The organism is Vibrio mangrovi, from assembly GCF_024346955.1.
GTDB classification, from domain to species: Bacteria; Pseudomonadota; Gammaproteobacteria; order Enterobacterales; family Vibrionaceae; genus Vibrio; species Vibrio mangrovi.
In genome coordinates this window covers 193015-214819 of sequence record NZ_AP024884.1, presented here as the reverse complement: position 1 = coordinate 214819, position 21805 = coordinate 193015, and the positions used below count along the sequence as shown (strand labels likewise).

Below are 21805 nucleotides of genomic sequence, written 5' to 3'. Positions count from 1 at the left end.
TCTCCTATCTTAGATACGCAACCCATCTCTATTTCACGGGAAATTACCGGTCGTAAACAGACTATCTTTTCTCAATCGTTGCGGTATACAAACCCGCAAATATTAAACTGAGACCGCCTGTGACATTGAATCCTTTAGTAAATCTGACCGAACGGAATAGTTCGTTCGCTTTTGCGGCTAACAATGAGTAAAACGTTACGTTAATCAAAGCCAGACATAAGAACGTCATAGCCAGCAGCATAAACTGAAAACCAACATCATATCCCGGTGTGATAAATTGCGGCATAAATGCCGAATAAAATATAATACCTTTAGGGTTGAGTGCATTAACAAAGAAGACATCTCTGAATAATGTCTTTGGATGATAAAATGGTGCTTCAGTTACTTTCTGGTTATTTAAACCAGAATTTGCAACAAGCATTTTTAAACCGAGGTAAATTAAATAGGCTGCACCTATATATTTAATCACAGCTAATGCGGCAGAAAAGAGTGACAGCAACGTACTAATGCCAATAAAAGATAATATAATACAGATAGCATCACCTAAGATAACCCCTAGTGATAGAGGAATACTGACTTTCCGGCCATGTGTTAATGACTGGCCGACCACATAAATAATCGTTGGTCCTGGGATCACTAAGATCACTGACGCCGTTAATACAAATGCACACCAGATTTCTACCGACATTTATCTTTTCCTTCAGATCATCGTACTTTCTTTATTTCACTCATACTGTGTCCTTTGAATTTCGCTGTCAACCGTACTGTAACCAGCGACAACAATTTGATTGCAACATATTTCGTGATAACTGTTGTGACCAATAACGGTTATTCCGTAGCGTGTGCTTTCCAACGACAGGTTTCAAATCTGAAATGGGTAAATTCGGCGCGAAAATGAGAATCCGTCGGGCTACACGCATATAAACCAAAACGAACCGGAACACTCACTGGCATAGGCGGATTCATCCGGCCCATCTCTGCGGTTGTTTCGCCCAGCGCATGTAAGTGAAATATTCTCATCTGATGAAAAGTATCGCCGTCAAATGAAGACTCAATCAGAAAATCGGGACCACGCCGGCTTAAGCGATACCAGATAAACGGCGGAGTTATAATATCGTTACTTGCCCAGTCGGAATAACCCAAATTGGTTACCACGCTACTCAGTTTTGAAAAGTCAGGATTATCATATTCAATAGAGGCTTTGAACCAATTCTCGCTATCGATATAGAGAAGCAGACCACACTGGTCAAACAGATGTTTATATTCGAACTTCACTTTTGTCGTGAATGTGAAGTTTTCATCACTGGTAAATAAAAAGGCCGGGGCATTGTCATTTCTGAAACCGTAATAAGAGCGTTGCCAGAAATCGGTTCCCGGTTCCGTATCGATCACAACCGAGTCTTCACCAATCAGATAAGACTGAGGCTCATGCAGCCATATTCCTTGCTTTAATATCCGTTCCATATAAGTATTCCATCCTGTTGTTCAGACTGGAACCGGCAGATTGTGGGCTTTCAGAAAACTCAATTTGTCCCAGTATCCCCGCTGGAAAGTAATCAATCCGGCCTCACACTTAAAAAAGCCACATCCGCGTAATCCGAGTGGATCTTTCCACTCCAGAATAGCCCAGTTTCCATCCTGAAAAATATTCTCAACAATACAAACCATCTCAGCCGTTGCAAATTCACTGGCAAACATCGTTTTGATCGCATCCCTGCCGATCACCGGTTCATTTGCAACCTGATGATTGATCGCATCATCATGATAAAAACGAGCAAGTTTCTCAGCGTCTCCCTGATTGAAAACTTCGACCCACTTTTCAATGAGTTGCTTTGGTTCCATCCTTCACCCTCCCACTCTGAACTCAGCGTTCCACCGATGTTTTCCTGCTGACCCATTTACCCCACAATTTCATAGTGACGTTCGACATTCATAGTGATCTCTCCCCAGAGAGAGCGCTTCACCCGCTTTTGGTGCTGTTCGAACGCTGACTTATCGGTGAATTCTTCATACACATCGAATCGCTGTGGGTCATCAGCATTTTCCGTCACTTCAAATACAATACATCCCGGTTCTTCTAATGTTAACTTCCGATGCCGAACCAACGCTTGCTTTACCGCAGCAAGATCAGATTCAGGAACAATAATAAACCCTTTCAATATGACTTTTGACATGAGTCTCCTTAATAACCTCATTCTCTGCAAAATTTTAATGCTGCACGTAAATCAGGTTGTTTGTATCAAAACCACGCTCCGCTGACATACGGATAAATTTTTTGATCAGCTCTGGTGTGACTGACGGCGTTCTGGATAACAGCCATAGATATTTAGTGTTTGGCCCGGAGACAAACGCATATTGATAGTTATCATGATCTAATTCAAAAACAACATAAGAACCATAAAAAGGTCCGAAGAAAGAGACTTTCAAATATCCCTCTTGCTTCGTACCAACAAAATAAGCTTTCCCCTGAGCTTCTTTCCATTCATTCTCTACCGCAGAAAACCCCCGGTTTAACACCAAGACACCACCATCACCTGTTGCCCGATACTCCGCGGTCACCTGACTCAATCCCCTTTCAAAAGAGTGATCCAGACGAGCAATCTCGTACCATGTACCCAAATAATTGTTCAGCTCAAAATCTGATACAGGTTTTACCGATTCAGGCATACCTAAACATCCCCCGAGAATCAGAGAACTGATGAACACAAATAGCTTTTTCAACAAAACCTCCACAGACAAACCAGTCAGGGTGATGAAGAGAACAAACACCTTATGATTATGAGAACAGATATCTTATGATCTCAAGTATCGTTCACATCACAATCCTTTTATTCAAACAAATTTCTATTGCAAATATCACCATAAACTCACATAAACACATATGAAACAATGTAAATATATCTAGGGGCTGTTGACCTTTCGTGGTTGAATTTTGTTCAATCTGAACGGGTATTGGTCGCGGCGCGGGGCATGCCGCTTAGCATCCTAAGCAAATGACCCGCAACAAAGAGCAAGACACGTTCAGATGAACCCTCTGGGCAGCATTTGTCGTTCATTTATCCGGCGTTAGGTCATGGTTCATGTAGATCGCTACACTTCACATGACCTGCCTTGGCTAAATGAACGGCAAATTGCTGCAAAAAACATCACGAAAGGTCAACAGCCCCTAGGTAATCTGCTGTATCGATTGCTATTTATCTTTATTTGTAAGGTCAGTGGCATCGGCTTAAGCATGTTTCTTCTGACCGGCGTTTACTTTTGTGTCTCTAAGATTAAGACGAGGGTTTTATGAACAAAACATATTATTCACTATTGGTAGCGACGATGTTGGTTTGTGGACAGAGTGTCGCTGACGACTCGATTCACACAGGAGAAGGTACATTCTACGGTTATGGCGGTGGTGGAAACTGTAGCTTTCCGCTCCCGGATGACAGTATTTACACCGCAGCAATGAATGCGACAGACTATAATAATTCGGCTGCTTGTGGTGCTGTTATTGAGGTAACAAATACTAAAACCAATCAGACCGTCACCGTGCGCATCGATGATCAATGCCCCGAATGTGCCAAAGGCGATGTCGATCTGGATCAAGATGCCTTCGCGGAAATTTCACCACTCGAAGCCGGGCGGATTCCAATTTCCTGGAAATATGTAGCCAATGAGCAGGCCGGTAATATGAAGCTCTTTTTCAAAGAAGGTTCCAGCCAGTGGTGGACTGCAGTTCAGGCTCGGGATCACCGCTATCCAATCACCGCCATTGAATACCGTGTTTCCGGCTCCGGTAACAGTTACGCAAACTTAGAGCGTAAGCCATATAACTATTTTGTAAAAGCTGACGGATTCGGGGTTGGTCCTTATGATTTCCGTATCACCGATTTTTGGGGACAAACTGTAGAAGTGCTGTCAGTGCCTCTTATTCTGACAAATGAAATTGATACCGCGACTCAGTTCCCGGTTCATCAGGGTGACGGATCTTCTGGTGATACCGGAGGCTCAGGCGATGATGGCTCGACACCACCTGATGATAACAATACCCCAACCTCTGACAACATTGCGGTTTCTGAAGCAACGGACAGTTCATGGAACGATGGCTACTGTGAAACCGTTACTGTAACCAATAACAATGACCACGGAGTTGTCTGGGCAGTCACACTGGATATTACTGGTAGCGTATACAATCTGTGGGACGGACAATGGTCTCAGTCTGGTAAAACTTTATCTGTCACCGGAGCTTCATGGAATGACTCGCTGTCAGCCGGAGCAAGTACAACGTTCGGCTTCTGTGCTAATCGTTAACCAGTACTAAAAAACATTACACGTAGTTCACAGCAAAGAAACCCGGCAGCTTTCGCTCCGGGTTTCTTTATGATCACGAGCATGAACTGGCCATAAGTACGATCTGATACCGGTAGCGGTTTTCTTCCAGCAGAAACTCAGGATGAACACTCGGCGTCCAGGAATCATCACCACCGACTCCCATATGAAAACCATCAATATTGAGATAAACCACTTCATCGGCCACCAGCTCATGTGGATGTTTAGCTGCCTCAAGCGTCGCCTGTGAATAGTGACTGACACTGAAATGGAAATCACCTTTCACTGTGATTCCACTCAGCTTCAGCTCCCGGGTATCACAGCGTAATCCGTTGTCAGTGGGGAAAATATAATCCGTATGCATTTCACTAATCCGGGACTGATAACATCCCATGCGGGCAGACAGACAGCGGTCAGGATAATTTTCATGCGGCCCCCGGCCAAACCATGTCACAGAATCAGTGAGGGGAAGCGCGCATGTCAGGCCAACCCGTGCAAACGATGGCAATTCTGCCAGCTTGCATGCCTCGATATCGATGAGCATCGCTCCCTGAGGATTCAGGGTATAGCGCCATTTCGTGTGTAAAACCGCCTGTCCTTCGAATGCATATTCAAAGTCCGTCACCACCGTCACCCGGTCGCTTTCCCGCTCAAGCACAAAATCCGTACACTGCACCGCCAGTTGATCGAAACCGGCTTTCTTCCAGCGGGCCATCCAGCTATTCGGATCCGGCCGATCCACTTCGCTGATACCAATATCATTATCTAATGGTGCCCGGTAGAAATTATCTTTCAGCGGGCGGCACAATAAAGAATGATCATCATTTTTCCAGCCAATGAGATAACCACTGTGACGATCAAACGTCCATTGCTGGTTTGCCAGACTGATAGTGACCAGCGTTGCGCTTTCCGTTACGCGCAGCTCAGCCGAATTCTGAGAAAATCCTGTTTGCCGGGATGAACCAGCATGTCCGGACAAACCGGAAAAAATTGATGGATAGGCAGCTTTTAACTCGAACTGTGTCTGAGCAACAGGATGCCGGGCCGGAGCCCAGGACGCCGCCTCTGCGAGCATCAGATCAATATTCAGGTGGTATGCTTTATCAGACTGATACTGACAATCGAAAACAGGCAATACCAGATGTTGCTCTGACTCAGGTTTGATCGTGATCGTCTGCTCCCCGGCTAAAATCTCAATGCCATTTTCCAGCACTGTCCAGCGGCAAATCAAGACTTCAGCAGCAAACAACTGTTCACTGGTCAATGTCAGTAATTGCTGACCGTCAAAAGCAATCTGGTAGAACTGCTGTGCCTGTTTGGCTTCCTGTAATGTCGGATGCGGCGTGCGATCCGGCCAGATCAGGCCATTGATACAGAACTGACGATCATTGATTTCATCGCCGAAATCTCCGCCATATCCCCAGTAATGCCGTCCCTGTTCATCCCGCTTTGAAATCCCCTGATCGACCCAGTCCCAGATGAACCCGCCCTGAAGACGTGGATACTGACGGAATGCCTGCCAGTATTTGGCAAAACTGCCCAGACTATTCCCCATCGCATGCGCATATTCACATAAAATTAAAGGCCGCTGCTCTCCCGGCCGGCCAATCCAGTCTTTGATTGCATATTTCGGGTTGATTCCGCCCAGATGCCGGTCAACCCGGGCATACATCGGGCAGATAATATCGGTTGCGTCGGTATCAGCACCGCCGCCTTCATACTGTACCGGACGTGACGGATCACGCTGTTTGGTCCACTGATACATTGCATGATGGTTCAGACCGATTCCGGATTCGTTGCCCAGAGACCAGAGAATCACAGACGGGTGATTCTTATCCCGTTCGACCATGCCGATCATGCGCTGCATGTAGGCATGATTCCATTGCGGGTCATCCGATAAACGACACATCGGGAACTGACCATGCGTTTCGATATTGGCTTCATCAACCACATACAGGCCATACTGATCACACAGTTCATACCAACGCGGATGATTGGGATAGTGGGATGTGCGCACCGCATTAAAGTTATGCTGCTTCATGAGCAGAATGTCTCTGACCATTGTGTTTTCATCAACATAATGGCCGGTTTCAGGATGGTGTTCATGGCGGTTGACTCCCCGGATCAACAAAGCTTTGCCATTGACTTTGAGTAACCCGTTTTCGATCGCAACATTGCGAAATCCGAGAGAGAAAGCTTCACACTCAATGACCTGGCTCTGTTCATCCAGCAACGCCACAACACAGCGATACAGATAAGGCGTCTGTTCGTTCCAGTGATGCGGATGAGATATTGTCAGCAGGTGTTCCACCTGATCACCCCAGCCACCTTTCTCATCGACATCCGCCTGACCAGTTGCACAGATCGTTTCTCCCTGCATTGGAACAGAATGACCATCGGCATCAAATAACATCACCTGCACACGATGCCGTGTTGTCTGCCGGTTCAGCTTCGTAGTCACATGCAACTGTCCATTCTGGTATAAGGCATCCAGTTCAGGACGTAAAAACACATCGCTGATCGCCACTTCAGGTTTATGGCAGAGATAAACATCACGGAAAATTCCGCTCAGCCACCACATATCCTGATCTTCAAGATAAGAACCATCAGACCAGCGCATGACCATGACGACCAGACGATTGTTACCCGGCTGGATGCAGGCAGATAAATCAAATTCTGCCGGCAGACGACTGTCCTGAGAGTAGCCGATCCACTGCCCGTTACACCACAGATGAAAAGCAGAGTTCACCCCTTCAAACAGGAGCCGGGTTTGTTCTCCGGGCGGTGTTTCAACCACAAAATCACAGATATAACAGCCGGTCGGATTTTGCTCCGGAACATAAGGAGCCCGATCGGGAAACGGGTATTTCACATTGGTATAAATAGGGTGATCAAAACCTTGCAGCTGCCAGTTTCCGGGCACATCAATCGGTGTCCACTGTGATATGTCATACTCCGGCGATATTATCGCCGCATCCACAGCTTCGGGAGCAGGATAGAGTCTGAATGCCCATTTTCCATTCAGATAATGGCGGCGGCTTTCTGTCCCGTGACAGGCATGCTCAATGCTGCGGTAGCTCTGTAACGGCACATGGGCAGGCAAAGTGTGCAATTTGACTACACCAGGATTCTGCCAGTCCCGGCTGGCAATAATATCTTGAAAAGTTCGCATGAAAGTTCAACAGCCCCTAATTATGCAGTTGTTTCTTTTGCAGTTTCTAACGGATAAAGATCGGAAGCAGGCTGATGAAAGCCTTCATGAAGTTTGTAATACCGTTTGTAAATCACAGCACTAAAAAGCATCAGCAGAATCGGAATACCAATCATCAAGGCTTGCAGGCCAAAGATAGTCTCCGCCGATTGTTCGGCATTAGGCACATATCCAATCACAGCCAGCCCAACTCCGACGATAAACGCCCCGGCAGCACCGGCAAATTTGACCAGCATGGTCTGAACGGAAAAGATGACACTTTCACTGCGCCGCCCTGAGATATATTCTCCGTAATCCACAACATCAGCCAGCATCACCGTTTGTAATCCGTTAATAATCCCGACACCGAACTTAATTGCCGCTCCGGACAGGCCGATTAAGAACACATTTCCCGGTGCAGCAATAAACATAACGACTAACAGCAGACATGACAGGATGGGAAAGCCGCAGGCAATCACCCACAGATTTTTACGCGGCAGTAGTGCTGCCAGACGGGGAAACAGGAAAATTCCGGCGACTTCAGCACCACCGGCAAACATCATATAGATAGGAAACAGCTCTTTATTCCCCAGAGCATAAGTAAAATAGTAAATGGCGAAACCACCAACCAGCATGTTACCAATCTGGAAAGCCAGCAGCGTCACAATTAATACTTTCAACTGATCATTACCGCCGATGATCGTCAGAGCATCTTTGAGCCCAAACTTTTCGGTTGTCCGTTCTGTTGCAACGACTTTCTCTTTAACATTCTTAAAGGTAATCAAAGCACTGATGATAAATAAAACGGCAATGAGCACCGAAAACAGAAAGAATCCTCGCCCCTGTTCGCCCTGCCCCAGCTTCGTAACAATCAACAGGCCGTAACTCCCGACAACAAACCAGGCCAGACTGGCAAACAGCCTCGGCCACACGACCAGTTTTTCCCGTTCCCGGCGGGAATCGGAAATTGCAGGAATCATCGACCAGAATGGAATATCCATAATGGTGTAAGTCAGTCCCCACAGGATGTAAATCACCGCGGCATAAACATAAGCGGCCGTACCCTCAAACATATGGGTGCAGAACAGAGCAACCAGCACAAACGCATTGACTGCCGAACCAATCAGAATCCAGGGCCGGAATTTACCATAGCGGGAACGGGTATTATCCACGACAATCCCCATCATCGGATCCGTCAGAGCGTCAATAATCCGGGCAGCAAGGAACACCGTCCCGACATACGCCGCAGAGAGTTCAACAACATCGGTAAAGTAGAACATCAGAAATATATAGATAGGCGCACAGGCAAAGTCTTTACCCAGTGCGCCCAAGCCGTAAGATAGCTTCGTTTTCAGCTCAATATGTGTCTCGTTCTGTGTCTTGTTCATGGCAGCGCTTTATCATCTATTATTTGACATGACAAATACTATATTGAGTGCATATCAGGAAAACTGTGATCATCGCGTCGTTTAGTGGAAACGTTTCCACAGATATCAAAGTATCAGAAAAAGATCACACTCCATACTAAAATCACCAGGGAAGTTCACTGCCATTTGAGTGCCAGAATGTTCCGCTATTGGACATATTCAGCTCATCAATCCGGGTACACAAACGCTGTGCAGCCTCGGCTGGTGCAATATCTCCCCGGCCACCGACCATTTCGGTCTGCACGTAACCGGGATGAAGAATTGCTACAGAAATATCACGATGGGCAACATCATGGGCAACGGAAGTTGCGGCGGCATTCAGGGCTGCCTTGGACATACGATAGCCATAGCGCCCGCCTGACGTATTATCAGCCATTGACCCCATCCGGCTGGTGATAAAAGCGATTTTACCGCCATCCCGGATATGACTGAGTAATGTTTCAGTCACGCGCAACGGGCCAAGAGTATTCACCTGCCATTGCTCCTGTACTGATGCATAATCAATCTGTCCGAGAACTTCATCCCTTAAAATACCTGCGTTGTTAATCAGTATGTCTAGTACAGGAACCTGATCTCTGAGCGATTCAATACAACCCGGACTGGTCACATCAATCCCCTCAATAATATGAGCCTGAGTCGCAGATAGTGCTTCACTGGTATGGCGACACACGGCATAAACATCAGCGCCAGATTTTAAATACTGTTTCACCAGTTCAAAACCAATTCCCCGGTTCGCACCTGTAATTAAAACGGTTTTCATCATGTTCTCCCTTGATTAGTTTCTGCTGAATGAATGATTACCCGACCGGCAGAGAAGCATATGGTTTAATCTCTTTCAGAACGAACATACTCTGCATCTCTTTGATCCCGGGTAAACGCCGGATCACCGACATGGCGAATTCAGCATAAGCATCTAAATCACCAGATACAACCTGCATAAGAAAATCAGCATCCCCGCCAATACTGTAACAGGCAACCACGTTCTCAAGCGCTGCGACTTCCTGCTCAAAATTTCTTGCTTCCGCCTCACTGTGACTATCAATACTGACTCGCACGAAAACCATCACACCCAGCCCGATTTTCTTACGATCCAGTACGGCACGATAACCTTGAATGATTTCATCTTCCTCTAGTTTGCGCACTTTGCGCCAGCATGGAGAAGACGACATTCCAATTTGGTCTGCCAGCTCCTGATTGGTCATCCGTGCATCTTGTTGTAAGAGTGCCAGAATTTGGGTATCTGTCTTTGTTAAGGTCATAAATGAAAAATCCTTCCATATTTAACTTATATGAGGGTTATTTTTACCCAAATTATAATTGATTCAGTATAAAATAGGTAACATATTTCTACTAATTTCATTCACAATAGTTGCATATTTAATCGGAACTCAATAAGAAGAGCTCATGCTGGAACCCACACAAATACTCGCTTACATTGCTGCATTAGGGCTTGCTGCCGCCATACCGGGGCCGGGAATGACCGCTCTGGTTGCCCGGAGTGTCAGTGGTGGTGCCATGACCGGATATACAATGCTGGCAGGGTTAATTCTGGGAGATTTAATTTATCTTTCATTTGCAGTGTTCGGACTGGCCGTGATCGCCCATAGTTTCAGTGCGTTATTCACACTGATCAGTTGGGCTTCTTCACTTTATCTGGCCTGGCTGGCATGGCAGTTCATCACCAGTACCCCGGAAGCGATCCAAATTGATCAGAAAGCCTCCCGGCGGGAGCTGACTTCAGCATGGCTTTCCGGTTTTACGATTACGTTGGGCAATCCCAAAACCATTGCATTTTATCTGGCAATTTTGCCACTGGTCATAACCTTAGATACCATCTCAGTACAAACATGGGGATTATTACTGGTTCCGGTGACAATTACGGTTTTAATTGCCGTCGGCTCCATCTTCATTCTGGGCGCCCTGAAAGTGAGAAAGTTCCTTGCCAGCCAGAATGCCCAGATGCTGCTCTTCCGCAGCGCCGGAATCATGATGCTTGCGGCAGCAGGCAGTATGGTATCCAAGACGCTTTAGTTTCTGAAAACATATTAGTTTCCGAAAACATATTAGTTTCCGAAAACATTTGGGTAGCGGCTCATCCCCGGCCACAGTTAAGAGCGAAGTAATTTAAGAGCGAAGTAATTTCGAGCGTTCTTCCCGGGGAGTAATTTGATAATAGGCCTTGTAGGCACTGGAAAAATGCGGGCCGCTGGAAAAACCACACAACAGACCAATTTGCACAATCGAAGTATGGGTCGTCAGCAAAAGCTGGCGCGCCTTTTTCAGCCGGAGCTGAAGATAGTAACGGGCGGGCATGGTGTCCAGATAACGTTTGAACAGACGTTCAAGCTGCCGGCGGGAAATGTGCACCAGTTCAGCAATTTCATCCGTCGACAGAGGTTCTTCCAGATTGTTTTCCATCAGCTCAATCGCCATAGTCAACCGTGGCTGAACATCACCCCCGAATTGTTTGTACGGTAACCGCTGCCGTTCCTGAGCCGGACGAATCCGGTCCATGCAGAGCTGATCAGAAACTGCATAGGCGAGATCTTTTCCTTCAGTATCTTCAAGAAAGTCAACCAGACAATCCAGAATTGCAGCCTGCCCTGCGGTTGTAATCAAGCGATCGTGGCGTTCATACAAGTGATCAGACAACGAAATGTCATCATAACGTTCACTGAAGCTATCCATCAAAGACCAGTGAACCACCGCCGTCCGGTCTTGTAATAATCCGCTGTCAGCCAGCCAGAAAACACCAGCATAGCAGGTAAGTATCGTCTTACCCTGCTGATAAAGACTCTGTAGTTTCCTCTTTTCAGCCTGCGACAACGCACCATCTGGTATCGTTTCACAGACAATCACCAGTAAGTCACAATCAAATTCATCGGTCAGTGCGACACAGGCCGGAAATCCGGGCAGGCCGGAAAGACGAGGCTCCGGGACCACATAGACAAACCGGAATTTCTCTTCCGCGAGAATGTCATTGGCGACCCGGAAAGGTGTTTCTACCGACCCGATGGTATACAGAGAATAACTATCGGGCAGATAGATGGCGACCTGATAAACCGATGAGGCAGATTTCATGATTCAACAGTATTTATTCAGCAAAACGATGAGATATCATACTGTTATTTTAGAGCACCGGAGAGAAACTGTTGTAAACGTTCACTCTTTGGCTGCCCGAAGACTTCCTCCGGATGTCCTTCTTCTTCTATCTTACCCTGATGAAGAAAGATGACATGATTCGAGACATGGCGGGCAAACCCCATTTCGTGAGTCACCACCACCATGGTTTTACCTTCTTCAGCCAGTTGCTGCATGATTTTCAACACCTCGCCGACCAGTTCCGGATCCAATGCTGAAGTCGGTTCGTCAAACAACAGAACTTCCGGCTCCATCGCCAAAGCCCGGGCAATAGAAACCCGTTGTTGTTGTCCGCCGGACAGATGTGTCGGATAGCGTTGTTGAGCACGTTCATCAATACCGACTTTATTGAGATAAGCGATGGCTCTTTCCCGCGCTTCCTGTTTACTAATCCCCAACACCTGTATAGGAGCAACCATGACATTTTCCAGCACCGTCATATGACTCCACAGATTAAAGTGCTGGAATACCATGGTTAATTTGGTCCGGAGCAGTTGCAACTGCTTATGGTCGATTACCTTCAGTTGCCCGTCTGAGTCACGGTTCATCAGGATCTCCTGACCATTGATATAAATCGCACCTTCCGAGGGCTTCTCAAGAAAATTCAGACACCGTAAAAATGTGCTTTTTCCGGAACCGGATGAACCGATGATACTGATCACATCGCCGGCATTTGCCTGTAAAGAGACTCCTTTGATCACTTCATGCTGACCATACTTTTTATGGAGGTCTCTGACGGCAAGTTTTGTATTTTGCATAATGCTTGTCCTTAAAAATAAGAATCCTGAACAGCAAAGCTCTTTAAACGTAAGCTTTCACCGGAAACTTAAAAATCGGCTAATGTTTTACCGGAATCGGATGTAAGTGGCGTAACCATTTTCTTTCTGCCCGCCGGAACAGTGCCACCAGCACAAAGGAGATCACCAGATAAATAATGGCAGCCAGACCAAAGGCATGAAATGATTTATACGTTGCCGCATTCACATCGCGGGCTATTTTGAGAATATCAGGAACCGTTGCCGTAAACGCCAGAGATGTAGAATGAAGCATCAGAATCACTTCATTACTGTACGCAGGAATAGAGCGACGCAACGCGGAAGGAATCACAATACACCAGTAAAGCTTCCAGCGGGGAAAACCATAAGCTTTTGCGGCTTCAATTTCACCCTGATTCGTTTCCCGGATCGCTCCGGCAAAAATCTCGGTCGTATAAGCACAGGTATTGAGAAACAGCGCAAAAATAGTGCAGTTATAACCACTACGGAAAAACCAGTTCAAAAAGTCCGTCGAACGAACAAAATCCAGCGTATACACGCCGGTATAGAACACCAGTAACTGTACATACAATGGGGTTCCGCGGAAAAGATATGAGAACAGCCAGACAGGGAATGAGAACCAGCGATTTCCTGATACTCTGGCTAAAGCCAGCGGGATAGAAACAATGAATCCCAGCGATACGGAAATGACCAGCAGCCACAACGTCACAGCAACACCGGTAAAATGGTAACCATCCGACCACAAAAATGCCTTGCCGTAGCGTTCAAGTATTTCAATCATGACAAGCGACTCCCGTGACCGTATGCATAGCGACGCTCCAGCCAGTAAAATGCCAGATTTGATAATGTAGTGAAAACCAGATAAACCGCTGCTGCAACAATCGTGAAGTAGAAGAACTGATAAGTCCCTTTACCAGCCATCTGAGTTGCTTTGACCACATCAGCTAAACCGATAATTGAAACCAGAGCGGTTGACTTTAGGATCACCAGCCAGTTATTAGACAGACCGGGTAATGCATGGCGCATCATCTGCGGGAAAAGAATCACACGAAATACCTGCCATGGTGTAAAACCATAGGAAGTTCCTGCTTCAATCTGTCCTTTAGGTACTGCCAGAAAAGCCCCGCGAAATGTTTCTGTCAGGTAAGCGCCATAAATAAAACCAATCGTCAGAACTCCCGCAGTAAACGGATCAATATTGATCTGCTGCCACCCCAGAGATTCAGTGATGCTATTCAGCCCAAGCTGTAATCCATAGAAAATCAGCATCATCAGAACCAGATCAGGAACACCACGAATCAATGTCGTGTAAAAATGGGCCAGTACAATCACCGGACGATTGCCAAACAGTTTGGCACAAGCCCCAATCAACCCCAGAATGATTGAGAAAATCACGGAAAGAACGGCCAGTTCAATCGTCATGATTGCACCATCGAAAATGATGCCACCATATCCATAAAGCATAATGCCTTCCTAAACGAATACTGCTCTCCTTAGATCCGAAGAGCAGTACAGAGTGAAGAGTTACTTACCGTAGATATCGAAATTAAAGTATTTTTTCGCAATCGCATCATAGGTGCCGTCTTTCAGCATTTCGGCTAATGCGGCATTCATCTTATTTTTGAGTGCCTGATCGGTTTTGCGTACTCCGATACCGGCTCCGACACCAAAGTATTTCTCATCGTTCACTTCCGGTCCGCTGAATGCAAAATGCTCCCCGACCGGACGATTCAGAAAACCATCACTCGCGGCGACAGCATCCTGAAATGCAGCATCAAGACGTCCGTTCACCAAATCAGCATAAACCAGATCCTGATTCTGGTAGGTGACAACATCAACGCCATGCGCTGCCCATTGCTCTTTTGCATAAGTCTCAGCTGTCGTGCCCTGGAAAACACCAACGCGTTTACCACCCAATGATGCCGTTGTCGGCTGCAAAGCAGCACCTTTTTCTGCGACTAAACGAGCAGGCGTCCCGTAAAGTTTATCGGTAAAATCAATTTCCTGCTGACGCTGTGGCGTAATCGACATTGAAGAGAGAATTGCATCGATTTTTTTCGCTTTCAGAGATGGAATCAATCCGTCAAAATCACTTTCAACCCATTCACAGTGAGCTTCAATCCGCTTACATATCTCTTTGCCGAGATCAATATCAAACCCGGTCAGCGAACCATCCGGATTTTTCATTTCAAAAGGCGCATATCCAGGTTCAACGCCCAACCGGACCAGCGGCTGCTCAGATGCCTGAACAAACGGTGCAGAAAGAGCAAGCAGGAACAAACTCAGATTTGTTATTCTTTTCATAGTGATATCTCATATATATGATAAAAATTATAAAAACAGCACAATTCATGCCATTTGACATCTATTCTTTCCAGCCTCAGCAAAAGGAAATATATTTAAACACCAAAAATGCATGAATACTTAAATAGACACCTCAAAATGGGGATTTTACTGCATATAAATATAAACTTCTCCTGAAATTTCAAATTTTATTGATATTTTACATATGCACTATTTTTATACACACACCGCACTACATTAATACATATTAACAAATATTTCACCATTAGGGTGCAATATATTAACAAATACGAAATAAACAAAAAAATGTCGCACCAGATTGATTCACTTAAAATATTAAGAATTCAATCAAATATGCGACATATTTTTATATATTTACAACTTCAGTTCGAAGTTAATATTTACCCGGAATAACACCAATCATTATTTTTTATAGGTTGTCCTGCTTATTTTATCAACACAACATTCGTTAAAAATAATTTAATGACTGACAGATAGCCGATTATAAAACAGCCTGTCATATAAAACTATTTTCATTATTCCTGACAAGGTTCTCCGGCTTCATCGGCAGCAACAATTTCAGTTTCCTGAAGTGCAGCATCAATCCATTGCTGCAACACCGGGCATGATAAAACATGATCCACATATTTTTGTGCCATTTCTCCCAGCCTGATTTGATAAGTTCTCAGCCGCATCACTACAGGTGCAAACATTGCATCAGCAATTGAATATTGACCAAAAAGCCATCCACCATGATCAGCAAACTGCATCATCTGCTCCGTAAAGATCGCTTCAATCCGCTTGAGATCCTGCTGAGCAGCATCAGACAAAGTCACCATCCGGGCCGCCCGGATATTCATCGGAGCCTCACTGCGTAATGCCGAAAATCCTGAATGCATTTCTGCGGCCAGTGAGCGGGCCTTCGCTTTCTCTTGCGGATCTTCTGGCCATGCCTGCCCTGAAAGATAAGTATCATTGATATATTCACAGATCGCGAGAGAATCCCATACGGTCAACTCACCATCTGTCAGACAAGGAACTTTCCGGGTTGGCGTAACGGATTCCAAAGCTGTATAAAACTGAGGCGTATCTAGCGGCAGCTTAATTTCATCAAATGAAATATCTGATTTTGCTAATAAAATCCATGGTCTGAGTGACCAGGTTGAATAATTTTTATTGCCAATATATAGCTTCATCATAGTGCTCCTGCTGATGATGTCTGTTGAGGTTTTCACTACATTACGTGAATGACTTGTAAAGCACTATCGTATAATATTCATACTTAACATCAGAATTATTGATAGGTTGGTCTATGGATATTGAAGCCTTAAGGAGTTTTCTCGCCTTTGTTGAAACCGGTAGTTTTACCCGGACTGCGAAGCAGGTTCACCGTACACAGTCCGCTATCAGCATGCAGATGAGGAAGCTGGAAGAACAGGTTGGGCGACCTTTATTTACCAAGCGTGGGCGAAACCTGACACTGTCTTATGATGGACAGCGGCTGGCTCCTTATGCGAAACACTTACTGGCACTACATGATAATGCTCTGGCTCAGCTACGTTCAGATGCCCCGACAACCATTATCCGTATCGGTTGTCCGGACGACTATGCTGAGTCCATTCTGCCTCGGTTTGTTCCTCTGCTACACCAGCAGTGGCACGCTTTGGATCTACAAATCACGACAGCTCCCAGCAATCGGATTCGAATCATGCTCGACAGCGGTCATTTAGATGCCGGACTGGTGACTCGTGCTCCCATTTCTGAAGAAGGTTATCTGCTCCAGACAGATCAGGGAGTCTGGGCCTGTAACCCGCACTACAACCTATTAGCAGAAGATCCGCTGCCGGTTGCCCTGTTCCAGAATGATTGCAAATTCCGCCAGTCGGCAATCGACGGTCTGTTAAAGCAAAACCGAAATTTTAAAGTCATTGCCAGTTCAAGCAGTGCATCTGCACAACGGGGATTGATCGCCAGCGGGCTGGCAATTGGTGCAATGGCCCGCTCCAGTCTGAACCACACGACCGTTCAGGAGATCCCAGACAAAACGCTCCCGCAACTCCCGGCGATTGAAGTAGTTCTGGTGCTATCCGGACGGGCGGAGAGCCCTATCAGCGAGACCATTGCCAAACAGCTCTGTACACAATATCAGTCGGAGATACAGAACCAAACGAACAGACAAAACGTTTCTGAAACATCTGACCGACAGAAATCCTCTGACAAAACAAGAGCAGAAAAACAGCCGGCCTGATACTTAAGAGTTTCAGGCCGGATAATCAGTGATGAGAGACTTTCAGTTAGTTTTCGATTTTAAACTGACTGACAATATCCAGTAATTGCTGATTGGTTGAAATCAATCGGCGTGTCGTTGCAACCGTATTATCACCATTGTCATTGATGGTATGCATAACTTCGCGAATCGCCACCATGCTCCGGTTAATATCTTCGGTCACACTACTCTGTTCTTCGGCGGAAGTTGCAATCTGAATCGACAAATCATTAATTTCATTGACCGATTGTGTCATCTTATCCAGTGAAGACATAACGACTGTCGTAGATTCTTCCGTATCCCGACAACTGTTCCGGGTTGACTCCATACTGGAAACAACCGTCGCAGTTCCGGCTTTCAGACGATCCAACATCTGAACAATATCTTCCGTACTCCGGTGAGTTCTGGAAGCCAGTGCACGAACCTCATCAGCAACAACAGCAAAACCCCGTCCCTGCTCTCCCGCTCTGGCCGCTTCGATTGCCGCATTCAGAGCCAGTAAGTTGGTCTGTTCTGCAATACCGCCGATTTCACCCAACAGGTTACCGATTTCCTCAGTATGAGAGTTCATGTCAGCAATAAAGCGGGCAGTTTCTTCTACCTCTTCTGCCAATGCACCAACCTGAGCAACTGCCAGCTGCACAACCTCTTTTGACTGCTCCGCTTCACTGTTGGTTGTTTCCGTCTGACTGGCCGTTGTCGCTGCATTTTCAGCAACGACCATCGCCGTTGAACTCATCTCATTGATCGCCGTTACAGCCATCTCAATTTCCTGACTGTGTGACTGCAACAACTGACTATTCGAACCTGTTTGCTGCTCAAGCTGCGCGATCTCCTGACTAATCGTATTGGTTGATTCTCTGACCTGCCGCATCATGGTCTGGAGATTCTCAATAAACTGATTAATTCCCGTGGCAATCATGCCCAGCTCATCTTTTGAATCGACCGTCAGACGGTGTGTCAAATCACCATTACCATTCGCCAGATCAGCAATCAGATTTTTCAACGAAAGAATAGGTTTAAATACCCAGTTGATTAGCAAGATCGCAATCGGGATCAGGATAATTGCGGCAATGACCAGCGCGATCGTAATACTACCGTTCAGCGTGTCGGTATCATTCTGAATGTAGTCATTGTCAATATATCCGGTCAGTGTCCATTGTTTCCCGGCGACATCGATCTTGGCAGTCAACGGCGTCAGATGATGGCCGTCCACTTTATTGGAAAAAACAGCGTTCTGTTTATCATCTACCAGTTCAAGGTAGCTACCGTCGATAGACATTGTACTAAGCAGTTCTCCAAGTGGAGAGAGATCGATATAGAAGATATTCCCGGAATCTTTGTTCTCCGGAACGGTAATAGTAACCGTTGGCTTCCCATCATCAAAAAATACGTCGCTAACCGTCACCTGCCCGTTGGCCTGACTGAAGATATCCATATACGGCTGGGCTTTTTCCGGATCCTTAATCGCACCATCCCGGTTGATCGTCATACCGAAAGCAACCTTAATGGCATCTTTAAATCCAGTTTTCTCTATTGCCTGCTTGACTTCGTAAAAACTGAATTTAGTCGACTGGGCAAGAACGAGGTTGTCTTTGAGCTTACCTTCCACAACAGTGCGGATCGTATCGATTTGTGTCCGGATCACTTTGTCATCAGTCTGATGGATATAGCGGCTGATATAAAAATTAGCACTAAAATAGGCAGTGAAAATCGTCACACAGACAATCGCAACAACAATGGCAAGCAACTTAGCTTTAAATGATATTGTTTTCATATTCTGTTCATGATCCTTTCTCAAAATTGTAGCCAACAACGATTCCGATATTCCGTCATGTGGAATCTGCACAATCAACATTCCATTAACACTCTAACAGATAGAAATATCAAAAAACATGTCATCTACGGCATTTTCAGAGTTCGTTTATTATTCCAACTAAGAATAAAATGCCAGCACCTGATGACCTGAGAGTGAGCAGTTCAATTCTCTTAGGTAACAATCAGTTATCCATCATATTTCAACGTCTGAAACCGTCTCTCTGATAACATGCATATCCGTGGCAAGATAAAGTAAAACTCACTTTGTATGTAACAATGTCAGAAACCGTTTCAAACTATTGAACCAGACATCCCGGCACTGACTGCAACATAACCAATAACATACCATATACTGTTATACCCAAATGACTTCAGGTATGACACATTTATATCGACAATGGGGACATTTTCTGTAATTAAATGAAACGTTTCAGCGGAAAAGTCATAACATCGGTGAAAACTACGTGATCTCCCGTGAATTATTTTCAGCCAAAACACCATTTCAAAAATTTTGGTCACATTTTTGGTAATTTGAAGCTAAAAGTGAATAAAAATTTGCGGAAAGTCCCCGTATTTGGGATCTCTCTCATTATTTTCAAATTCCATTCACTCTTCTGTCACGATTCATTTCATATAGACCCAAGCCACTTCAGGATGCCGGATTCAGCGTGTCTTGAGTAAAAATATTCAGGGGAGAGTGAAAACACTCTCCCCTGAATCAATCGTCTGATGTTTTGTCTTTTTACAGGTATTATCCTAACTCGTGATTACACCTTAAATTTACTCACCAAGTTAGAAAGACTTTGGGAAATGTCAGCAACAACATTACCGGTATCTGCAACTGACTGATGCACTCCGGTCGCCTCATCGGACAGGTCTTTCAGTTCGGAGATTCCCTGATTAACATCGACAATCACAGAACTCTGCTCCTCTGTGGCAGCAGCAATCTGAATATTCATTTCCTGAACCGTTGAAATCAGTTCACGGATATCCTGGAAAGCATGCCGCATTTCATCCGCCATACTCACCGATTCCGCAACCGCGTCTTCTCCGCTCTGGATGGCTGTTTGTGTCTCACTGACTCCTTTGATCAGGTTAGAAATCATCTCCTGAATATCTTCTGTCGAAGCCTGAGTACGCTGTGCCAGTGTCCGAACTTCGTCGGCAACAACCGCAAATCCCCGTCCCTGTTCACCAGCCCGGGCTGCTTCAATTGCTGCGTTCAATGCCAGTAAGTTGGTTTGATCGGCAATACCCCGAATAACATCCAGAACAGAGGTGATACTGTCTGAATCCGCCGCAAGTGATGACATCTTCTGACTCGCTTCTTTAAAGCTCACAGAAAGCTTATCATTCAGCATAGTATTCTTATCGACCAGATCCATCCCGTTAACTGCTGCCTGATTCGCATCTTCACTTTTAGAAGAAGTATCCTGTGCATTAGCTGTAATCTCATGAACCGCCAGATTAATCTGCTCAAATGCCTGAAATAATAGTGCCAGCCGCTGCTGCTGATTCTGACCAATAATCTCGGTCTTGCTCACAACATCCTGAAGATGGCTGGTATCTGCACCCAGTTTCTGCACTCCGTTGATCACATCTTTCACCAGTTGCTGCAGCTGTTCCAGCAAGCTGTTGACACTTCCCGACAGATCACCCAGTTCAGTTTTCCCGTTAACCGCCAGACGGCTGACCAAGTCACCATCTCCCTGAGTCAGATCATCAATTTTATCTTTCACTGAGTAGATCGCAGATGTGATTGCCTTCGGAATGAAGATCATCAATGCCAGACCGATAATCACCGAGACAATAGAAATCGTAATGTTCCAGAAAACCCGTTGCCCGACAACCTCACTTGATTGAGCATGGAGTTCATTACCAAGCTTATCAACCAGTTCTCCGGCTTTATCATATTCGTTACGTAGCGTTCCAAAATATTTCTCGGAATCGAGAAACTGCTTATAGGCTTTGTCTTTGTCCCCTTTCTCGACCAGAGAGAAAACCTGATCGGCCCGGTTTTGCCAGTCTTTAAAAACACGGTCGAAGTTACGGAACTGAGCAGTTACCTGAGGATGATCGGCCATATATTTCAGATAATTCTGCATTCTGTCATAGGCCTGCTGGACGTTTTCCTGATAATCATCTTTTGAACTCTTCAAAATCTTATCATCATTCGTCAAGAGCGCATCTTGCTGGCCTTTGAGCGCCTGATACAGATCCCTGTCTGCATTCAGGACATCCCGCTGGGCTTTTCTCAGAGGTTCAGCGAAAAGTTGGATATTCCGATCCAACAGGTTGAGGGAACTCCGGTTCTGTAATCCGGAGAAGACAATGATTGCAGTTAAAAAGGCCAGAGACAGACCTATCTGCATACGGACAGTAAAATTACTAAACATCATGACATCCTAAATCTATAGCATTAGCTTCTGATACTATTCTTATGATTAGAGTTATAGAGTAGTATCATTGCAACTACATGAATTTTACCAACATGACGTCTAATTTCTTTCATCTGGTTATAACTGTTTACGACTAAAGTCTAGCATCGAAATAACGGTGACAGGCACAC

General features: G+C 45.5%; 20 protein-coding genes. 3 read left to right on the top strand and 17 right to left on the bottom strand.

What is annotated here, in order from left to right; genetic code table 11:
* Positions 1–61: 61 nt before the first annotated feature.
* From OCU74_RS17200 to OCU74_RS17180, 5 genes are all read right to left on the bottom strand, one after another.
* The gene (locus OCU74_RS17200; protein WP_087481125.1) at positions 62–688 is read right to left on the bottom strand and encodes a LysE family translocator; all 627 of its coding nucleotides are present in this window, start codon (positions 686–688) and stop codon (positions 62–64) included.
* Between the two features lie 140 nt (positions 689–828).
* Positions 829–1464 carry a DUF1349 domain-containing protein gene (locus tag OCU74_RS17195; RefSeq protein ID WP_087481126.1) on the bottom strand — a complete coding sequence of 212 codons (636 nt, stop codon included), beginning with the start codon at positions 1462–1464 and terminating at the stop codon, positions 829–831.
* 21 nt (positions 1465–1485) lie between these two features.
* Positions 1486–1842, bottom strand: a complete 357-nt coding sequence (locus tag OCU74_RS17190) for a nuclear transport factor 2 family protein (protein ID WP_087481127.1) — start codon at positions 1840–1842, stop codon at positions 1486–1488.
* Positions 1843–1898: 56 nt separating this feature from the next.
* On the bottom strand, positions 1899–2174 hold the full coding sequence (locus OCU74_RS17185; RefSeq protein WP_087481128.1) for a putative quinol monooxygenase: 276 nt from the start codon (positions 2172–2174) through the stop codon (positions 1899–1901).
* A gap of 34 nt (positions 2175–2208) precedes the next feature.
* Complete coding sequence (locus OCU74_RS17180) at positions 2209–2667, bottom strand: lipocalin family protein (RefSeq protein WP_390623667.1); 459 nt, start codon at positions 2665–2667, stop codon at positions 2209–2211.
* A 621-nt stretch (positions 2668–3288) separates the two neighbouring features.
* On the opposite strand from OCU74_RS17180, the gene OCU74_RS17175 reads away from it, so the two are divergent.
* Positions 3289–4296, top strand: coding sequence for an expansin EXLX1 family cellulose-binding protein (locus tag OCU74_RS17175; protein WP_087481129.1), 1008 nt, complete (start codon positions 3289–3291; stop codon positions 4294–4296).
* 73 nt (positions 4297–4369) lie between these two features.
* Here OCU74_RS17175 and OCU74_RS17170 read toward each other — a convergent pair whose 3' ends face one another.
* The 4 genes from OCU74_RS17170 to OCU74_RS17155 all read right to left on the bottom strand — a co-directional run bounded on the left by OCU74_RS17170 (position 4370) and on the right by OCU74_RS17155 (position 10190).
* The gene (locus OCU74_RS17170; RefSeq protein ID WP_087481130.1) at positions 4370–7486 is read right to left on the bottom strand and encodes a beta-galactosidase; all 3117 of its coding nucleotides are present in this window, start codon (positions 7484–7486) and stop codon (positions 4370–4372) included.
* 20 nt (positions 7487–7506) lie between these two features.
* Positions 7507–8892, bottom strand: a complete 1386-nt coding sequence (gene melB / locus OCU74_RS17165) for a melibiose:sodium transporter MelB (RefSeq protein ID WP_087481131.1) — start codon at positions 8890–8892, stop codon at positions 7507–7509.
* 142 nt (positions 8893–9034) lie between these two features.
* Positions 9035–9694: an SDR family oxidoreductase gene (locus tag OCU74_RS17160; RefSeq protein ID WP_200807718.1), complete on the bottom strand. Its 660-nt coding sequence runs from the start codon at positions 9692–9694 to the stop codon at positions 9035–9037.
* Positions 9695–9728: 34 nt separating this feature from the next.
* Positions 9729–10190, bottom strand: a complete 462-nt coding sequence (locus tag OCU74_RS17155) for an Lrp/AsnC family transcriptional regulator (protein ID WP_087481133.1) — start codon at positions 10188–10190, stop codon at positions 9729–9731.
* 145 nt (positions 10191–10335) lie between these two features.
* Here OCU74_RS17155 and OCU74_RS17150 point away from each other — a divergent pair, with 145 nt between their 5' ends.
* Entirely contained in the window at positions 10336–10962 is a 627-nt protein-coding gene (locus OCU74_RS17150) for a LysE family translocator (RefSeq protein ID WP_087481134.1), read from the top strand.
* Positions 10963–11055: 93 nt separating this feature from the next.
* On the opposite strand, the gene OCU74_RS17145 is transcribed toward OCU74_RS17150, so the two are convergent.
* From OCU74_RS17145 to OCU74_RS17120, 6 genes are all read right to left on the bottom strand, one after another.
* Complete coding sequence (locus OCU74_RS17145; protein WP_087481135.1) at positions 11056–12012, bottom strand: GlxA family transcriptional regulator; 957 nt, start codon at positions 12010–12012, stop codon at positions 11056–11058.
* A gap of 44 nt (positions 12013–12056) precedes the next feature.
* On the bottom strand, positions 12057–12830 hold the full coding sequence (hisP, locus tag OCU74_RS17140; RefSeq protein WP_087481136.1) for a histidine ABC transporter ATP-binding protein HisP: 774 nt from the start codon (positions 12828–12830) through the stop codon (positions 12057–12059).
* A 79-nt stretch (positions 12831–12909) separates the two neighbouring features.
* Positions 12910–13629, bottom strand: coding sequence for an ABC transporter permease (locus OCU74_RS17135; protein WP_087481137.1), 720 nt, complete (start codon positions 13627–13629; stop codon positions 12910–12912).
* On the bottom strand, positions 13626–14312 hold the full coding sequence (locus OCU74_RS17130; RefSeq protein ID WP_087481138.1) for an ABC transporter permease: 687 nt from the start codon (positions 14310–14312) through the stop codon (positions 13626–13628). The genes OCU74_RS17135 and OCU74_RS17130 overlap by 4 nt, the downstream gene beginning before the upstream one ends.
* Positions 14313–14372: 60 nt before the next feature.
* A complete protein-coding gene (locus OCU74_RS17125) occupies positions 14373–15152 on the bottom strand; it encodes an ABC transporter substrate-binding protein (RefSeq protein WP_087481139.1) in 780 nt (259 codons plus the stop codon).
* A gap of 536 nt (positions 15153–15688) precedes the next feature.
* Positions 15689–16348, bottom strand: a complete 660-nt coding sequence (locus OCU74_RS17120) for a glutathione S-transferase family protein (RefSeq protein ID WP_087481140.1) — start codon at positions 16346–16348, stop codon at positions 15689–15691.
* Positions 16349–16464: 116 nt separating this feature from the next.
* Between OCU74_RS17120 and OCU74_RS17115 the strand changes: the two genes are divergently transcribed.
* Positions 16465–17400: a LysR family transcriptional regulator gene (locus tag OCU74_RS17115; protein WP_087481141.1), complete on the top strand. Its 936-nt coding sequence runs from the start codon at positions 16465–16467 to the stop codon at positions 17398–17400.
* 46 nt (positions 17401–17446) lie between these two features.
* Here the strand turns inward: OCU74_RS17115 and OCU74_RS17110 are convergent, their stop codons facing one another.
* The gene (locus OCU74_RS17110; RefSeq protein WP_087481203.1) at positions 17447–19195 is read right to left on the bottom strand and encodes a methyl-accepting chemotaxis protein; all 1749 of its coding nucleotides are present in this window, start codon (positions 19193–19195) and stop codon (positions 17447–17449) included.
* Positions 19196–20003: 808 nt separating this feature from the next.
* On the bottom strand, positions 20004–21635 hold the full coding sequence (locus OCU74_RS17105; RefSeq protein WP_087481142.1) for a methyl-accepting chemotaxis protein: 1632 nt from the start codon (positions 21633–21635) through the stop codon (positions 20004–20006).
* Positions 21636–21805 lie beyond the last annotated feature (170 nt).

Excerpts from the sequence above, each read along its gene's own strand:
- OCU74_RS17200 (WP_087481125.1), bottom strand. The coding sequence starts at position 688 with ATGTCGGTAGAAATCTGGTGTGCATTTGTATTAACGGCGTCAGTGATC.
- OCU74_RS17195 (WP_087481126.1), bottom strand. The coding sequence starts at position 1,464 with ATGGAACGGATATTAAAGCAAGGAATATGGCTGCATGAGCCTCAGTCT.
- OCU74_RS17190 (WP_087481127.1), bottom strand. The coding sequence starts at position 1,842 with ATGGAACCAAAGCAACTCATTGAAAAGTGGGTCGAAGTTTTCAATCAG.
- OCU74_RS17185 (WP_087481128.1), bottom strand. The coding sequence starts at position 2,174 with ATGTCAAAAGTCATATTGAAAGGGTTTATTATTGTTCCTGAATCTGAT.
- OCU74_RS17180 (WP_390623667.1), bottom strand. The coding sequence starts at position 2,667 with ATGCCTGAATCGGTAAAACCTGTATCAGATTTTGAGCTGAACAATTAT.
- OCU74_RS17175 (WP_087481129.1), top strand. The coding sequence starts at position 3,289 with ATGAACAAAACATATTATTCACTATTGGTAGCGACGATGTTGGTTTGT.
- OCU74_RS17170 (WP_087481130.1), bottom strand. The coding sequence starts at position 7,486 with ATGCGAACTTTTCAAGATATTATTGCCAGCCGGGACTGGCAGAATCCT.
- melB (WP_087481131.1), bottom strand. The coding sequence starts at position 8,892 with ATGAACAAGACACAGAACGAGACACATATTGAGCTGAAAACGAAGCTA.
- OCU74_RS17160 (WP_200807718.1), bottom strand. The coding sequence starts at position 9,694 with ATGATGAAAACCGTTTTAATTACAGGTGCGAACCGGGGAATTGGTTTT.
- OCU74_RS17155 (WP_087481133.1), bottom strand. The coding sequence starts at position 10,190 with ATGACCTTAACAAAGACAGATACCCAAATTCTGGCACTCTTACAACAA.
- OCU74_RS17150 (WP_087481134.1), top strand. The coding sequence starts at position 10,336 with ATGCTGGAACCCACACAAATACTCGCTTACATTGCTGCATTAGGGCTT.
- OCU74_RS17145 (WP_087481135.1), bottom strand. The coding sequence starts at position 12,012 with ATGAAATCTGCCTCATCGGTTTATCAGGTCGCCATCTATCTGCCCGAT.
- hisP (WP_087481136.1), bottom strand. The coding sequence starts at position 12,830 with ATGCAAAATACAAAACTTGCCGTCAGAGACCTCCATAAAAAGTATGGT.
- OCU74_RS17135 (WP_087481137.1), bottom strand. The coding sequence starts at position 13,629 with ATGATTGAAATACTTGAACGCTACGGCAAGGCATTTTTGTGGTCGGAT.
- OCU74_RS17130 (WP_087481138.1), bottom strand. The coding sequence starts at position 14,312 with ATGCTTTATGGATATGGTGGCATCATTTTCGATGGTGCAATCATGACG.
- OCU74_RS17125 (WP_087481139.1), bottom strand. The coding sequence starts at position 15,152 with ATGAAAAGAATAACAAATCTGAGTTTGTTCCTGCTTGCTCTTTCTGCA.
- OCU74_RS17120 (WP_087481140.1), bottom strand. The coding sequence starts at position 16,348 with ATGAAGCTATATATTGGCAATAAAAATTATTCAACCTGGTCACTCAGA.
- OCU74_RS17115 (WP_087481141.1), top strand. The coding sequence starts at position 16,465 with ATGGATATTGAAGCCTTAAGGAGTTTTCTCGCCTTTGTTGAAACCGGT.
- OCU74_RS17110 (WP_087481203.1), bottom strand. The coding sequence starts at position 19,195 with ATGAAAACAATATCATTTAAAGCTAAGTTGCTTGCCATTGTTGTTGCG.
- OCU74_RS17105 (WP_087481142.1), bottom strand. The coding sequence starts at position 21,635 with ATGATGTTTAGTAATTTTACTGTCCGTATGCAGATAGGTCTGTCTCTG.